The 15,378-nt window shown below is 69.9% G+C and carries 14 protein-coding genes and 1 pseudogene; 8 read left to right on the top strand and 7 right to left on the bottom strand.

The window, feature by feature from the left end; translation table 11 throughout:
- Positions 1-30: 30 nt before the first annotated feature.
- A complete protein-coding gene (locus BTZ20_RS25210; RefSeq protein ID WP_077043237.1) occupies positions 31-426 on the bottom strand; it encodes a RidA family protein in 396 nt (131 codons plus the stop codon).
- Between the two features lie 134 nt (positions 427-560).
- On the opposite strand from BTZ20_RS25210, the gene BTZ20_RS25205 reads away from it, so the two are divergent.
- Positions 561-1,535 carry a helix-turn-helix transcriptional regulator gene (locus BTZ20_RS25205; RefSeq protein ID WP_077043236.1) on the top strand — a complete coding sequence of 325 codons (975 nt, stop codon included), beginning with the start codon at positions 561-563 and terminating at the stop codon, positions 1,533-1,535.
- 5 nt (positions 1,536-1,540) lie between these two features.
- On the opposite strand, the gene BTZ20_RS25200 is transcribed toward BTZ20_RS25205, so the two are convergent.
- On the bottom strand, positions 1,541-2,554 hold the full coding sequence (locus tag BTZ20_RS25200) for an NAD(P)H-dependent flavin oxidoreductase (protein ID WP_223263855.1): 1,014 nt from the start codon (positions 2,552-2,554) through the stop codon (positions 1,541-1,543).
- A 191-nt stretch (positions 2,555-2,745) separates the two neighbouring features.
- Here BTZ20_RS25200 and BTZ20_RS25195 point away from each other — a divergent pair, with 191 nt between their 5' ends.
- Positions 2,746-3,333 carry a TetR/AcrR family transcriptional regulator gene (locus tag BTZ20_RS25195; protein ID WP_077043235.1) on the top strand — a complete coding sequence of 196 codons (588 nt, stop codon included), beginning with the start codon at positions 2,746-2,748 and terminating at the stop codon, positions 3,331-3,333.
- A gap of 23 nt (positions 3,334-3,356) precedes the next feature.
- Here the strand turns inward: BTZ20_RS25195 and BTZ20_RS25190 are convergent, their stop codons facing one another.
- The 3 genes from BTZ20_RS25190 to BTZ20_RS25180 all read right to left on the bottom strand — a co-directional run bounded on the left by BTZ20_RS25190 (position 3,357) and on the right by BTZ20_RS25180 (position 7,704).
- Positions 3,357-3,998 (bottom strand): LuxR C-terminal-related transcriptional regulator, encoded by a 642-nt coding sequence (locus tag BTZ20_RS25190; protein WP_077043234.1) that lies wholly within the window; start codon positions 3,996-3,998, stop codon positions 3,357-3,359.
- The gene (locus BTZ20_RS25185; RefSeq protein ID WP_189636551.1) at positions 3,998-5,302 is read right to left on the bottom strand and encodes a sensor histidine kinase; all 1,305 of its coding nucleotides are present in this window, start codon (positions 5,300-5,302) and stop codon (positions 3,998-4,000) included. The genes BTZ20_RS25190 and BTZ20_RS25185 overlap by 1 nt, the downstream gene beginning before the upstream one ends.
- A 158-nt stretch (positions 5,303-5,460) precedes the next feature.
- Positions 5,461-7,704 carry an N-acetylmuramoyl-L-alanine amidase gene (locus tag BTZ20_RS25180; protein WP_077043232.1) on the bottom strand — a complete coding sequence of 748 codons (2,244 nt, stop codon included), beginning with the start codon at positions 7,702-7,704 and terminating at the stop codon, positions 5,461-5,463.
- Positions 7,705-7,925: 221 nt separating this feature from the next.
- Here BTZ20_RS25180 and BTZ20_RS25175 point away from each other — a divergent pair, with 221 nt between their 5' ends.
- Together BTZ20_RS25175 and BTZ20_RS25170 are read left to right on the top strand one after the other, a co-directional pair.
- Positions 7,926-9,452 (top strand): SpoIID/LytB domain-containing protein, encoded by a 1,527-nt coding sequence (locus tag BTZ20_RS25175; protein ID WP_077043231.1) that lies wholly within the window; start codon positions 7,926-7,928, stop codon positions 9,450-9,452.
- Positions 9,453-9,528: 76 nt separating this feature from the next.
- Positions 9,529-10,001, top strand: a pseudogene (locus BTZ20_RS25170) (VOC family protein).
- 13 nt (positions 10,002-10,014) lie between these two features.
- On the opposite strand, the gene BTZ20_RS25165 reads toward BTZ20_RS25170, so the two are convergent.
- Positions 10,015-11,142 carry an alkene reductase gene (locus BTZ20_RS25165; protein ID WP_077043230.1) on the bottom strand — a complete coding sequence of 376 codons (1,128 nt, stop codon included), beginning with the start codon at positions 11,140-11,142 and terminating at the stop codon, positions 10,015-10,017.
- 105 nt (positions 11,143-11,247) lie between these two features.
- On the opposite strand from BTZ20_RS25165, the gene BTZ20_RS25160 reads away from it, so the two are divergent.
- Genes BTZ20_RS25160 through BTZ20_RS25150 form a run of 3 tightly spaced genes read left to right on the top strand, consistent with a single transcriptional unit; the run spans position 11,248 to position 13,974 of the window.
- A complete protein-coding gene (locus BTZ20_RS25160) occupies positions 11,248-12,135 on the top strand; it encodes a sigma-70 family RNA polymerase sigma factor (protein WP_077043229.1) in 888 nt (295 codons plus the stop codon).
- A gap of 31 nt (positions 12,136-12,166) precedes the next feature.
- On the top strand, positions 12,167-13,396 hold the full coding sequence (locus tag BTZ20_RS25155; protein WP_077043228.1) for a cytochrome P450: 1,230 nt from the start codon (positions 12,167-12,169) through the stop codon (positions 13,394-13,396).
- Complete coding sequence (locus BTZ20_RS25150) at positions 13,393-13,974, top strand: TetR/AcrR family transcriptional regulator (RefSeq protein WP_077043227.1); 582 nt, start codon at positions 13,393-13,395, stop codon at positions 13,972-13,974. Before BTZ20_RS25155 ends, BTZ20_RS25150 begins: the two co-directional genes overlap by 4 nt.
- 26 nt (positions 13,975-14,000) lie before the next feature.
- Here BTZ20_RS25150 and BTZ20_RS25145 read toward each other — a convergent pair whose 3' ends face one another.
- Entirely contained in the window at positions 14,001-14,732 is a 732-nt protein-coding gene (locus BTZ20_RS25145; protein WP_077043226.1) for a VIT family protein, read from the bottom strand.
- Between the two features lie 80 nt (positions 14,733-14,812).
- Between BTZ20_RS25145 and BTZ20_RS25140 the strand changes: the two genes are divergently transcribed.
- Positions 14,813-15,349 carry a MepB family protein gene (locus BTZ20_RS25140; RefSeq protein ID WP_223263515.1) on the top strand — a complete coding sequence of 179 codons (537 nt, stop codon included), beginning with the start codon at positions 14,813-14,815 and terminating at the stop codon, positions 15,347-15,349.
- The last annotated feature ends 29 nt before the right edge of the window (positions 15,350-15,378 follow it).

The following is a 15,378-nucleotide window of genomic DNA, read 5'->3' as shown; positions in this document are numbered from 1 at the left end:
GGTAGCCCCACCGGAGGCGGCGAGGTGGCATCACTCGACGGCGGTTCCCTCGAGCTCGACCATCTGGCCGGGGATCGCCAGCCGGGTGACCCCGAGCATCGTGGTGGCCGGTGCCACCCCGGAAGCGCCCAGCCGCGACGCCAGCACGCCGTAGTGCTGGAACAGCAGATCGACGTCGGTGGTGTAGACGTTGAGCCGGACGAGGTTCGCGAGGGACATGCCCGCCTCTCCGAGCACGGCCTCCAGGTTCTCGAGGCTCAGCGCCAGCTGCTTCTCCATGTCACCGTCATGCTGGGGCTTGCCGTCGCCGCTCATCGCGGTCTGCCCGGAGCAATACAGGGTCCGGGTGTGCCCGGAGACGAGCTCACCCTGGTTGAACCCCATCTCCACCGACCATGTCACCGGGTTGACTGCCGTTCGTTCCACTGCCACATCAGCTCCATTCGTTTGTTGGTGTACGTACGTCCATCGGCCCTTGTAGCGGCTGTCTGCGACGCCGTAGTGGCAAGCCTCCCAACGAATCACGACATCCTGTGTCATGTATTCGGTAGTGTTTTCGTGTGCGCGCAGACCGGTTGGTGTCGCTGGTGCTGCTGCTGCGCCAGCGCGGTCAGCTGACTGCGGCCGAGCTGGCCGACGAGCTGGAGGTGTCCACCCGCACCGTGTTGCGCGACATCGAGGCGCTGTCCGTGGCCGGCGTCCCGGTCTTCGCCGAACGCGGCAGGCACGGCGGTTTCGCGTTGTTGCCCGGGTTTCGGACCGAGCTCACCGGGCTGAACCACGACGAGGCGCTTGCCCTGCTGGTCGCCGGATCGCGGCGCGGCGCGCAGGCATTCGGCCTCGACTCGGCGCTTGCCGCGGCGATGCTCAAAGTGGTTGACGCGCTACCCGAAAGCTATCGGGACACCGCGGCCGACGTGGCCGAGCGATTGCTCATCGACCCGGAGACCGATCTGTTGTCGCGTCGGCTGGACGCCGAGGAGGTGCCCGGCACCGTATTGGCAGAGATCCGGCGCGCGGTGTTCGCCGGAAACAAGCTGCGCATCCACTACGCGGCGATCGACCAGACCCCGCAGTGGCGCACCGTGGACCCGATCGGCCTGGTCACCGTGCGCGACCGGGGCTACCTGCTGGCCACGAGATCTGGCGCGGACCGCACCTACCGGCTGTCGCGGGTGGTGGCAGCCGAGGAACTCCAGGAACCGGCACAGCGACCGGACCGGGTCGATCTGGACCGCGCCTGGCGGGAGCGCAGCACCCGGTTTCGCGCCGGCGGCGACCAAGTCGCCGTACTGGTACGGGTGAACCCGGCGCGGCGGGAGGTCCTGCTGGACACCGCGCTGGCCGTCCGTGCCGAGGAACCCGACGCACACGGGTGGCTGCGGCTGGAGGTGACCTTCCAAGATCCGCGACACGCCGAATGGGCGCTGTGGCAGCTTGCCACGGACGCGGAAGCCCTTGCCCCGCAGTGGTTGCGCGACTCCCTGCGCAACCGCGCCGCCGCGATCGCCACCTGCTACGGAGCGTCATCCTGAGGCGTCTATTCCTGGGTGGAGCGATCGAAGGAGCGGAGCGTGCGGGTGGTGCCGGTGACCAGGTGGTCGAAAACCTCTGTGGCGTCGTGTCGTTCGGTCAGCAGCGGTGCGCCCTGGCCGGACCACAGCGCGAGCAGCTCGGCGTCCCCGCTGTGCGCGGCCGCCGCCTTGATGGGGGCGGTGAGCCACAGTTGCTGCGGGTACGGGGGGAGGTCCGCGTTCGCGTGCTCATCGAGGAACTCGTTGCGGATGCCACGCGCGAGCCGCCCGGAGAACGCCGTGGTCAGTGCGGTGTACCGGGCCCGGGGCGAGCGGAGCATCTGCTTGTGCGCGTCCGGGGCGCCGGACTGGTCGGTGGCCAGGAAAGCGGTTCCGACCTGAACGGCGTCGGCGCCCAGCATCAGCGCGGAGGCGACGCCGCGTCCGTCAGCGATACCGCCCGCCGCGATCACCGGGATGTCGAGCGCGGCGGACAGTTGGGCGGTGAGCGGGCCGGTGGCGATGGAGTCCTCGGCCGGCCGCAGGAATGCCGGTCGATGCCCGCCCGCCTCGTAGCCGGACGCGACGACGGCGTCGATGCCCGCGTCGCGCAGCGCCAAGCCCTCGTCGAGATGCGTGGCAGCGCCGAGGGTTCGGATACCGCGACGGCGGCACTCGGCGAGGATGCCCGGTTCCGGGATCCCGAATACGAAACTGAACACCGCAGGCCGGCGCTCCAGGAGGACCTCGACCTGAGCCTCGAAGTCGGGCGGCGCGGGCGCCCGGTAGGCGGGGGGCTCGATCCGGGCGCGGCGGAACCACGGTGCCAGCGCGTCGGACTGGCCTGCGTGCGTCAGAGGATCGAGAGTTCTCGGCTCACCGGGCAGCGGCACCCACAGGTTCACCGCGAAGGGCCGGTCGGTCGCGGCGCTCAGCCGGGTGAGGGTGGCGTCGAGTTCGGTGGGGTGGAGGTGATGGGCGCCGAACGAGCCGAGTCCGCCCGCGTCGGAGACGGCGGCGGTGAGCTCGACGCGCGAGATCCCGCCCCGAACGGGCCCTGCACGATCGGGTACTGAACACCGAATTCCCTGGTGAAGCGTGTGTCTGTCCAGTCGGCCATGGCGATGGCGCTCCTTGTCCGGCCGAGTCGGTTTCGGCCCGAGCTCGAAACTAGACGACCGGTCAACTAAACGTCAATCGGACAATAGTTGACCGGTTGTATTGTGACCGGGTGGGACGAACCAGCGACGCTCGTGAACGCATGCTCGACGCCGCCTGCGGGCTGATCCGGGACCGCGGATATGCGGGGGTCGGCGTGGCCGAGGTGTGCGCCGTGGCCGACGTGCGCAAGGGCAGCTTCTATCACTACTTCGAGTCCAAGCAGGTCCTCACCCGTGAGGTGATCCGGGAACACTGGCAGACCCAGCGCGCCAGGTGGGTGGCGGTGCTCTCCGGCGACGAGCCCGCCCTCGAGCGGCTGGAGGCGCTCTTCGCGATGCAGGTCCAGGGCCTGCGCGCGGAGCAGGCGGACGGGGCGATCAACGGCTGCCTGTTCGCCAACCTGTCACTCGAGCTGTCGACGCAGGACGCGACCATCCGGGCGGACCTGGAGACGATCTTCGACGAGCAGGCCGCGCTGGTGGCCGCCGTGCTCGACGAGGCTGTCGCGGACGGCAGCCTCACGCCCGACGGCTCGAGCGGGGAGCTGGCGGCCGCCATGCTCGCCCAGCTCGAGGGCGCCGTGCTGTTCGCGAAGCTGCGCAACGATGCAGGCGCTCTCGACGGGCTGTGGGGACAGCTGGTCCGGCTGATGCGCTGAGAGCGACTGACGCCAGGGCGATCTCACTCCAGGTAGCGCAACACGGCGAGCACCCGTCGGTGGTGGCCGTCCGACGGCGGCAGGTCCAGCTTGGTGAAGATGTTGCCGATGTGCTTCTCGACGGCACGCTCGGTCACGTGCAACGAGGCGGCCAGGGCGGCGTTGGACAGCCCCTGCGCCATCAGTCCGAGTACCTCCCGCTCGCGTGGGGTGAGGGCGTCGAGGGCCTGGGCCTTGCGACTCGAGCCGATCAACTGGGTCACCACCTCCGGATCGAGGGCGGTCCCGCCCGCGGCCACCCGCTGCAGGGCGTCGACGAACTCGCCGACGTCCGCGACCCTGTCCTTGAGCAGATAGCCGACACCCGCGGCCTGGCCGGCGAGAAGCTCAGCGGCATACCGCGTCTCGACCCACTGGGAGAACACGAGAACCCCGACGTCGGGGAACCTGCGGCGCAGGGCCACCGCCTCGACCAGGCCTTCGTCGGTGAAGGTGGGCGGCATCCGGATGTCGACGACCGCGACATCCGGGAGGTGCTCGGCGACGGCCGCCCCCAGCGAGGTCGCGTCGCCGACGATGGCCACGACCTCGTGTCCACGTTCGATCAGCAACTGCGCCAGACCATCTCGGAGGATGGCGTTGTCCTCGGCGATCACGATCCGCATCAGTGTGTCCCGTCGACCGGCAACGAAAGGGTCACCACCGTAGGACCCCCGACAGGGCTGTCCACGTGCAGCGATCCGTCCACGGTACCGGCCCGGGCAGCGAGCCCGGCGAGCCCGCTGCCGGCGCCGATGATCGCCCCGCCGATGCCGTTGTCCCGCACCGACACCGACAGTCCATCACCATCGGACATCGCAGACACCCATGCGCGGGTGGCCCCGGAATGTCGAGCGACGTTGGTGAGCAGCTCGGCAACGGAGAAGTAGGCGATCGTCTCGGTGCCTGGCGTCGGCCGCGGATCCACCGACACCGCGAGGTCCACCGGCACGACGCTGCGGGCGGCCAGCGTCTGCAGCGCGGGAGCAAGGCCGAGGTCGAGGGCGGGCGGATGGATGCCCCGCACCATTTCCCGTAGCTCGGTCAGCGCCTCCTTGGCGGCGGAATGCGCGCTGTGCACCAGCTCCGAGGGGTCCTCGCCCGCCGCGATCCGCTCCTCCGCGCGGCCGAGGGTCATCGCCATCGCCACCAGTCGGGCCTGGGTGCCGTCGTGCAGGTCGCGCTCCACCCGTCGCAGCCTCGTGGCCGAGTCCTCGACCGCCTCGGTGCGGGTGCGCTCGAGCTCCTCGACGCGAACGTCGCGAGCCGCGGGCCCGAGAAGGGCCCGGATCAGCATCCGGTCCAGCGCGGCGAGCGCGCGGATCGGCCAGGGCGCCAGGAACAGGCCCACGATGCCTGCCGTCGACAGCACCAGCATCTGCGCCCAGGTGTCGAGGTACACATCGCCGAACTGGATGAGCGAACGCCGGGCGACGCCGTTCTCGTCGTAGTTCGTGGGCTCGATCAGCCACCACAGGAGCGGCGAGACCGCAAAGCCCAACGAGACGACCACGAAGAGCAGGGCGCCCCACACGGCGGCGATTGCGAGCACAGTCTTGATCAGCATGAACGCGATGACGCGCCATCCCGTTCGGTCGATGAGTCCGGACCAGATGAACCCGAGCGCACCCGGGCGAGGGGAGAACGGTGGCGGATCCACCACCGGCGAGCGGAGCATCGACGCGGAGAGGGTGCGATAGGCGTGGCCGAACCCCCTGGCCCCCACGATCATCGCCGCCAGCAGGGGGATGCCGATCAGGGTGATCACGAGTACGCCCCCGAACATGGCGCCAAGGAAGAGATACGTGATGCCGGCAAGTGCCAGCACGGCGGTCACCGCCAGGTATCCGCCCTCGCGCCAGGTCTGCGCCGCGATCGGGGCGCGGAGGAACTCGCGGAGCGCGGGTGGACGGGGAGTGGTCGTCGTCATGGGAACCATGTTTCCCGATGCCCGACGAGCGTTCGAGGGTGTTGCCAGGCGATTCGGGGGTGTGGCCAGCCACACCCCGGCGGGTGGCGTGGCGACGGGATCGGCCCCGCATCGGGGAAACCGATGCGGGGCCGATGTTCTCGTTGCTGTGCTTGCGGTCAGCCGACGGGCGCGGGTGCCGGTTCGGCAGCCGCGGGCGGAGCGGGAGGCGCCACAGGAGCGGGTGCCGCCTCGGCGACGGGTGCGGCTGCGGGGGTCGCGGCCGCGCCCTCCTGATAGGCCTTCGCGTAGGCGTCGTTGTAGGTCTTGAGGATCGTGGTGACGATGCCGGTGACCTCGTTGAAGATCAACGATCCGCCCTCGAAGTCGGTGCGCTTGCCATCCGGCACCGTGTACTCATCGCTGGTCGGCAGGCCGAGCGAACCGGAGTCGAGGCCGGAGGTCTGCCAGGTCTCGAAGATCTTGCCGAGCACCGTCCACACCCCACCGTTCGGGGAGGTGGCGATGGCGCCGTTGGTGAACTTCACGACCTTGTTGCCGCCCTTGACCGGGATCTCGCCGGACAGCGAGTTCCCGAGGCGTCCGGTGTCGCCGCCCTCCGCGATCCACTTCTGTGCGATGGGGGAGGGGTCGGTCAGCCGGAGCAGCTCGCCGACCAGTGCGCCGATGGCGCCCGCCGTCGAACCGGTGCCTGCTGCGGCAGCGTCAGGGGCGACGCCCGGGCTCGCGTTGTCGGTTGGCGGGTTGTTCGGTGCCGCGGCGAGCACGCCGGACGACGAACCGCCGCCCAGGTTCGCCGCCGCGATGTCGCGGATCTGGCCGAGCTTGGCGTAGCCGGCGTCGCCGGGGCAGCTGGTGTTGCCCACGTCGCGGTGCGCGAAGATGATCGGCAGGTCTACGGCCTCGCCCTGGGCGTACGGCGTGAACTCGGTGCCCTCGGAGTACATCGTGGTGCGGCCCTTGGGATCCAGGCCCGCCTTTGCGAGTCGCCAGCCGAGGAACTTGCCGACCGCGTTGACGGTCTCCTGCGGCGGGGTCACCGTGGAGAAGTCGCCCATCATCGCGATGCCCATGGTGTTCTCGTTGAACCCGCCCGCGTGTGCGCCCTGGACGTTGCGGTCCAGACCGCCCGCGCGGCCCTCGAAGATCTGGCCGTACTTGTCGACCAGCACGTTGTAGCCGACGTCGCACCAGCCGAGCGTGGAGGCGTGGTACGCGTAGATCGCGCGGACGATCTCGACCGACTCCGACTTGGAGTAGTCGTTACTACCCGCGGTGTGGTGCACCGTCGCGCCGCCGAGGGAATCGTCGTACACCGGCTCCTGGCAGCGGATGGACTCGTCGGCGCCCCACTGCGCGCGGGTGATCACCTTGGGGCCGGAAGTACTGCCAAGGGGAGTCGCGATGTCGCCGAGTGTGCTGTCCGATGCCGAGGTGCCGGGCTCGATGAGCACGGCCGTGACCGCCTCGGCGAGCTGCTGCACGGAGTTCGCCTGCTGTGCGGCGGCCTGCTGCGGTGCGGGCGCCTGCTGCGGTGCCTCCGGCTGCGGCGCGGGTTCCTGGCCGCGCAGTGGGCTCGACAGCGCGGCGGGCGCGAAGCCCATCGGCAGCTGCGCGGGATCGGCAGGGGCGAGCTGGTTCGGCAGCGCCGGTGCCGGAGCTGCGGGAGCCTCGGCTGTTCCCGACGCAGGCAGCGCCGCCGCGGCCTGCTCGACCTTGGTGACCAGCACCTGGACGGCCTTGGTGGCACCGACGAACACCGGCTCGGTGCCGGTCTTGCCGCCCGTGGTCTTGTCGTCCTTGCGGGAGTCGACCTTTTCGGTGGCGAACCAGGGACCCCACGAGCCGTCGGCGAGCTTGGCGCGGACCTTGGCGGCGGTGGCACCGAGTTCCGAGGTCAGCGCGATCATGCTGAACGGGGTGTCGCGGGTGATCTCCTTGACCGCGGTGCCGAACTGCTCCTCGGGGCTCGCGGCGGGAGCCGGTGCTGGCTCGGGTGCCGGTGCCGGCGCGGGGGCCGGTGCGCCGCCTGCGATGTCGCCGGGCGCGGTCAGCTGCGGGATCTGGATCGACGGCGGCAGCGAGATCCCGGGGGGCAGCGGCAGGTTCTGCGGCAGCGGGATCTCGGTCGGGAGGTTGGCCGGGATCGGGATCTTCTTCAGGTCGGACAGGTGGAGGTCGGGTAGGTCGAGTCCGGTGATGTCCTTGAGCGGAATCACGATGTCGGGAACCTGCGCGAGGACCACCTCGGCGATCTGGGTCGGGACCGCCGACGGCGCAGAGGTGGTGGTGGAGCGGACGCCGGTGGCGCTGGTGACGCCCCAGACCGCGAGCGGGCTCGCGATCGCCAAGGCGGCAACCGTGCCCAGAACGATTGACGGCTTTGGTCGGCGGTAAGGCAAAAGGGACTCCCTCAGTTGTGGTTCGCGGGTGTCGGTGTCAGCAACTGGTGTTACAGGTGTGACGGTTGTTGCCATCGCTAGTCACTCTTGCCACACTAGTCACAAACTTTCCAACGCTCAACCTTAACTTGAGGCTTTCGAGATCGGCACGTACGCGCCACCGCGCGTCATCCCGTATGTCGCGCGCTGACGATCAACTCCGTCGATGAGGAGATCAGGGTATGGCGAGGACCCGAAGGAAGAAGTTTGTCGTCGGTCGACCGATGCGGGGCGGCTGGACACCGTTCGCGATGCGGGCCGCGATCCTGGGGCTGGCGCCCGCACTCCTGGTCGGCGGCACCGTCGGCGTGGTGGTCGCGACCAGATCGGCCGGCCCGGATGTCGCCGAGACCGTCGCCGCCGACGCCCCGTACACACTGACCGGCTACGGCCACGGTCACGGCAGGGGGATGGGGCAGTGGGGCGCGTACGGCTACGCCAAGCAGGGCTGGACCGCCGAACGCATCCTCGGCTACTACTACGGCGGAACCACACTCGAAGCGTTGGGGGACAAGGCGATCGGCGTCCGGCTCATGGGCCTGGACGGTAAGGGACTCGACGTGTTCTCGGATTCGCCGATGGGGGTGGCGGGCCGGACCGTGGCGCCAGGGGAGGCCGTGCATCTCACCGCCTCTCCCGGCGGCGGCGCGACGGTGGTCGTCACCAGGGGCTGCGACGGCGAGGTGCTGTGGCAGGAGTCCACCGCGCACCCCTGGGTGGACCCCGTCGATCTCGGCCCGGACCGGCCGGCGAACGAACACCTGAAGCTGTGCGGTGGCGGCGCGCCGTTCCGCGGCTCGCTCGGCGTCGCGCTCGAGGGTGACGCGCCCCGGGTCGTCAACCACGTCGGTATGGAGGACTATCTGCTCGGCGTGGTGCCGGCGGAGTCGAGGGCCGAATGGGCCGACACCGGCGGTGCGGAGGCGCTGCGAGCGCAGGCTGTCGCGGCCCGGTCCTACGCGGCGGCCGAGAGCCGGTACGCCTACGCGGAGACCTGCGACACGCAGGACTGCCAGGTGTACGGCGGCTCCTCGAAGGAGAATCCGAAGACCACCGAGGCCGTCCGCTCCACCGCGGGCAAGGTGCTGATGAAGGAGGGCAAGCCGGTCTCCGCGGAGTTCTCGGCGTCGACCGGCGGGTACAGCGCCGGCGGCGCGTTCGGGGCCGTCGAGGACCTGGGCGACACCGAATCGCCCAACCACAAGTGGACGCAGACCCTGACCGCGGGCGAGATCGCCACCGCGTTCGGCGTCGGTGAGCTGCATTCGATCGAGGTCACCTCGCGTAACAACCTCGGTCCCGACGGCGGACGGGTCACCGGGCTGCGGGTGGCGGGTTCGACCGGCACCAAGGAGGTGACCGGCGACGAGGCGCGCACCAAGCTGGGGCTGAAGTCCGACTGGTTCACCATCACCGAGGGCGTCGGTCCCGCCGCGCCGCCGCCGGCCTCCGCTCTTGCGGCGCCTGGCGTCGACAACGCCGACCCGACCGGGGCCGTCGAGCCGACCGACATCGAGCGCAAGTACGCGGAGCTCGGTGGGCATCTGGGCGTGCTCGGGGCCCCTGTCGGTCCGGAGTTGGCGATGCCCGATGAGGCGGGCCGGTTCCGGATGTACACGCACGGGGCCATCGTCTGGACCAAGACCACCGGCGCGCAGGTGCTCGATGCCAGTGTCCTCACGGCCAAGCTTCCCGGCACGGGGAGCTGACCCGACCGCGATGAGTTTCGGCTGCCTCCCGGGTCACAACATGTGAGAGTGGAAAACCACGACCCGGGAGGCAACGATGCAGATCTATCCCTCACTCTGGTTCGACGATCAGGCCGAGGAGGCCGCGAACTACTACGTGTCGATCTTCAAGAACTCGAAAATCCTGACGATCGCCCGGTACCCGGCCGGAGCGCCGGGCCCGGAGGGCAGCGTGATGACCGTGGACTTCGAGCTGAACGGGCACCGCATCAACGCGATCAACGGTGGACCGCAGTTCACCTTCACCGAGGCGGTCTCCCTGCTCGTCGACTGTGATTCACAGGAGGAGGTCGACGAGTACTGGGCCAAGCTGACCGCGGACGGCGGGCAGGAAGTGCAGTGCGGCTGGCTCAAGGACAAGTACGGACTGTCCTGGCAGATCGTGCCCCGGGATTCGACGAGATGATGGTGACCGGCGATCCCGAGAAGGCGCAGCGAGCCATGCAGGCGATGATGCAGATGAAGAAGCTCGACGTGAACGAACTGCGACGCGCGTACGACGGGGAATAGCCGCCCGTCGGTGTCAGGCAACGCCTCCCGCGCAACCGCTGATCGGGTAGTCCACGTAGCCGCCTGCGTCGCCGGAGTAATAGGTGGCGGTATCGCCCGTGGCCAGATCGTGGTCAAGCGCGAACCGGCTGACGAGGTCGGGGTTGGCGATGAAGTGCGTGGCGAACGACACGGCGTCGGCGATACCCGCGTCGACGAGGGCGTTCCCGGATTCGCGATCGAACCCGTTGTTCGCGATGAGTGGGCCGTCGAACTGGCGTCGGTAGCGGGCGATCGCGTCGAAGTCGGGCGTGGCGCCCGGCGCGGCGGGGTTTCGTCCGCGCAGGTGCAGGTACGCCACGGGGTGGTCGGCGAGGGCGGCCACGAGCTCGTCGTAGTCGGCGAGTTCCTGATCGTCGGCGACGAAACGGTCGCCAGCTGTCCAGTAGGGCGACAGGCGGACCCCGACGCATCGTCCGTCCCACGGCTCCGCGACCGCATCGAGGATCTCGAGCAGCAGGCGCCGCCTCCGCGCGCTGTCGCCGCCATAGGAATCGGAGCGCCGGTTGAGGCGTGGGTTGAGGAACTGCGGGACCAGCGTCGAACCGATGGCGTGGACCTCGACCCCGTCGAACCCGGCGCGCCGGGCATTCTCCGAGGCGCGGTGGTACTCCGCGATCGTGTTCTCGATGTCCACCACGGTCATCGCGCGCGGCGTGACCGTGTTCTTGAATCCGTCGTGGGTGAAGGACAACTCGTGCGGATTGATCGCCGATGGTCCGGCGGGCAGCTCGCCGCGCAGGTGGTCGGGGTGCGAGGCGGCACCGTTGTGCCAGAGTTGCACCAGGATTCGACCGCCGACGGCGTGCACCACGTCGGTGACCCGACGCCACGCCGTGACCTGCTCCTCGCTGTAGATTCCTGGCACGTTGACGAACCCGATCGCCTGCTCGCTGACCCAGGTCCCCTCGGTGATGATCAACCCCGCGCTTGCCCGCTGGGCGTAGTAGGCGGCATGCATCTCCGTCGGCGCCAGCCCGTCGTTCGCCGCGCGAGCTCGGGTGGTCGGGGCCATGACGATGCGATTGGGTAGCTGGAAGTCTCGGAAGTCCGCTCGCCGCAGCAGTGGTTGCTGGAGCGCGGTCGTGTGGGTCCTGGTCATGTTCTCTCCTCATCATCGGGCCCGGTGGTGCCGGGGTCGGTCGGATCGCCTCGGCTGCGTTGTGCCTCAATGACGTAGACGGAGCACGGCGCGGAAAGGTGACCGATGGGTGATCAAGACGAGCTCGCACAGCGATTCGAATCGGAGCGCAGCCACCTGCGGGCGGTCGCCTACCGGATGCTCGGATCGCTGAGCGAGGTCGACGACGCGGTCCAGGAGGCGTGGCTGCGCCTGAGCCGTGCGGACGTCAGCGAGGTGGAGGATCTGGCCGCCTGGCTGCGGACCGTCGTGTCACGCCTGTGCCTGGACATGCTGCGCACCCGAAAGTCCCGGCGGGAGGACCCGGCAGGGCAGCAGGTCCCCGACCACTTCGTAAGCCCAGACACGGCGACTGATCCGGAAAATGAAGCGCTGCTGGCTGATTCGGTCGGACGCGCACTGCTTGTCGTGTTGGACAAGCTGGTTCCCGTCGAGCGAATCGTGTTCGTGCTCCATGACATGTTCGCGGTGCCGTTCAGTGAGATCGCCCTGATTGTGGGGCGGACCCCCGTCGCCACCAAGAAGATCGCCAGCCGCGCACGCCTGAGAGTGCAAGGTGTTGAATCGATTTCACGCGCCGACCTGGGCTCCCAACGGCACGTCGTGGAGGCATTCCTCGCCGCGTCGCGCAGCGGCGACCTGAACGCGCTGCTGGCTGTGCTGGCACCCGACGTCGTGCGGACTGCCGACCCGGCCGCCCTGCCTGCCGGTGCGGCGACCGTGGCCCGCGGTGTGCGCGCGGTGGTGGAGGGCGTCATGGCGTTCGGCAGGCGGGCGCGGTTCGCCGAGGCGGCCCTTGTCGACGGTGCCGTGGGGGTGATCGTGGCCCCACGCGGGCGGTTGCTCCTCGCCCTCACCTTCGTGATCGAGGGCGACCGGATCACGGAGTACGAGGTGATCGCCGACCCGGAGCGGCTGAGGGAGCTGGATCTGGCCGTCCTCGCCATCGATTGACAAAGTAGCTCATGTGTCTCACGCTCGACACATGATAACGACTATGTCCGGCCAGGCCGCCTACGTTCCGCCCTCTGCCGAGTCCTGGCGCGACCCCTGGGGCATGTACGCGGCGCTGCGCGAGCATGACCCGGTCCACCACGTGGTGCCCGAGCAGTCGCCCACGGACGACTACTGGGTGCTGACCAGGCACGCCGACGTGTACGCGGCCGCCCGCGACCATGAGACGTTCTCTTCCGCGGACGGCCTGACCACGAGCTACGGCGAGCTCGAGAAGATCGGGCTCAAGGACAACCCGCCCCTGGTGATGCTCGATCCGCCGGTCCACACCGACTTCCGCCGCCTGGTCGCCCGCGGGTTCACGCCGCGTCAGGTCGAGGCCGTTGAGCCTGCGGTCCGCGAGTTCGTGGTCGAGCGCATCGAGGGGTTGCGCTCGGCGGGCGGCGGCGACATCGTCACCGAGCTGTTCAAGCCGCTGCCGAGCATGGTGGTGGCGCACTACCTGGGCGTTCCCGAGGAGGACCGCGGGCAGTTCGACGGCTGGACCGAGGCGATCGTCGCCGCCAACGCCGCCGGCGACCCGCTCGAGGCGGCGACCGCGGTCGGCGACCTGATGGGCTACTTCGGCGGGCTGATCGAACGTCGCAAGGCCGACGTTGCCGCGGGCAGGGAAGCCGACGACACCATCTCGCACCTCGTTGCCGCCGGCATCGCCGCCGACGGGGACTTCGCGGGCGTGCTGTCCATCCTGGGCTTCGCGTTCACGATGGTCACCGGCGGCAACGACACCACCACAGGCATGCTCGGCGGCTCCTCGGCGCTGCTCACCCAGCACCGCGACCAGCGCGCGCTGCTGCTGGAGGATCCGTCCCGCATCCCCGACGCCGTCGACGAGCTGCTTCGCCTCACCTCGCCGGTCCAGGGCCTGGCCCGCACCACCACCCGGGACGTCACGATCGAGGGCGTCACCATCCCCGCGGGCCGCAAGACGCTGCTGGTCTACGGATCCGCGAACCGCGACCCCAGGGTCTACGGCGCCAACTCCGAGGAACTCGACGTGCTGCGGGCGCCCCGCCAGATCATGACCTTCAGTCACGGCAGCCACCACTGCCTCGGCGCGGCGGCCGCACGCATGCAGGCCCGCGTCGCGCTCGAGGAACTGCTGGCCCGCTGCCCCGACTTCGAGGTGGACGTCGACGGCATCGAGTACGCGGCCGGTAACTACGTCCGGCGGCCTACGCACGTACCGTTCCGGCCATGAGTTCCGGAACCTGGCTGCGCGACGAACGCACCGACCTCGCGGCGGAGCGCATCCTCGACGCGGCCGCGGAGCTGTTCGTCGAGCGTGGCGTCGCGACGACCGGCATGGCCGAGGTCGCCAAGGCCGCCGGGTGCTCGCGCGCGACCCTCTATCGCTACTTCGAGAACCGCCGCGCGCTGCACCTGGCGTTCGTGCACCGGGAGGCGCGGCGGCTCGGCGAGCGGGTGACCGGCCTGGTGGCAGGCATCGAGGATCCGCGCGAGCGGATCACCGCGGCCATCCTCGCCTCGGTGCGCGAGGTGCGCGCGACACCGACGCTGGCCGCCTGGTTCGGGCTCGGCGACGCGGGCATCGCCTCCGAGCTGGCCGGCACCTCGCAGGTGATCGAGGTGCTCGGCGCGAGCTTCCTCGCCGATGTGTGGGGCAGCGACGACCGCGAGATCTCCAGTCGGGCACGGTGGTTGGTGCGGGTCATCGTCTCGCTGCTCACCGTCCCCGGCGCCGACGAGGCCGACGAGCGGGCGATGATCGAGCAGTTCGTGATCCCGGTGCTGATGTCGGGAGCGGATCGGGCCTGAGGACCTCGATCCGCACGGCAACGGGCTCAGATGTGGACGGTGTCCACGATCTGCCCGATGCCGTAGGTGACCAGCATCGCGAGTGCGCCGCCTAGCACCACCCGCAGCACGGCCTTCCCGCGTGGTGACCCGCCGAGCCGGGCGCTGACGCTGCCGGTCAGCGCGAGCGCGACCAGCACCGCGACGAACGTGATCGGTACGCGCGAGGTGGCGGGCGGGACGAGGATCGCGATCAGCGGCAGCAGGGCGCCGAGGGTGAAGGAGATGGCCGAGGAGGCCGCCGCCTGCCACGGATTGGTCAGCTCGTCGGGGTCGATGCCCAGCTCGGCGTCGGCGTGCGCGGCGAAGGCGTCGTGTGCCGTCAGTTCCTCGGCCACGGTGCGGGCGGTCGCGGGGGTCAGGCCCTTCGCCTCGTACAGGGACGCGAGCTCGTCGAGTTCGGCGTCGGGCAGCTCGGCGAGTTCTCGGCGTTCCTTGGCCAGCAGCGACCGCTCGGTATCGCGCTGGGTACTGACCGAGACGTACTCGCCGAGGGCCATCGACACCGCCCCGGCCGCCAGCCCGGCGATGCCCGCGGTGAGGATCGGGCCGCGTGCGGTGCTCGCCGCGGCGACGCCGACGACCAGACCGGCGGTGGAGACGATGCCGTCGTTGGCGCCGAGTACGCCCGCCCGCAGCCAGTTCAGCTTGGCGGAGAGCCCCTGGACGTGCGGCTCCGCCGGATGCGACGCCGGGAGTTGATCCGGATCCGTGCTCATACGCGGAACGCTATCGGCATCAAGATGACTCGGCCAGCAATGCAAGGCTCGCCGAAGTCCGCCGCCGTATCCTCGGGCACGTGAGCATCGAACCGGAACCATGGCAGGATGCCGGGGCCGTCCACGCCGATCTGCTGGCGGCGAAGACGCAGGTGTTCGACCCGTGCGGCTTCGCCTGTTCGGCTCCCGTGCCCGAGCCGGAGAGCGCGGCCTACGGGGCGCACGAGTTCACGGTCGACGGCCGCCCGATCCGTTTCCGGGTCGCCAAGACGACACCGAAGAAGGTCGGCCAGTTCGTCACCCTGTGGAAGCGGTCGGCGCAGGGCCCCATCGCGCCCTTCGACATCGTCGACCCGGTCGAGTTGTTCATCGTCATCGCCCGCGGCGGCGATCACCTCGGGCAGTTCGTCTTCCCGAAGCGGGTGCTCGCCGATCGCGGCGTGCTGTCCCGAGACGGTGTGGGCGGGAAGCGGGCGATCCGCGTGTACCCGCCGTGGGCGGCGCCGACCAGTCGCCAGGCCCGCGGCACCCAGGCGTGGCAGCTGGATCATTTCCTGCCGATCGCCGACGCGGGCGCACTCGACACCGCCCGCGCCGTGGCGCTCTACCGGGCCTAGGCGTGTCACTCCCGCCGCGCCCTTGACAT

It is taken from the genome of Rhodococcus sp. MTM3W5.2, assembly GCF_001984015.1.
In the GTDB taxonomy this organism is placed as follows: domain Bacteria; phylum Actinomycetota; class Actinomycetes; order Mycobacteriales; family Mycobacteriaceae; genus Rhodococcus_G; species Rhodococcus_G oryzae.
This window is presented reverse-complemented; position numbering and strand designations above follow the sequence as displayed.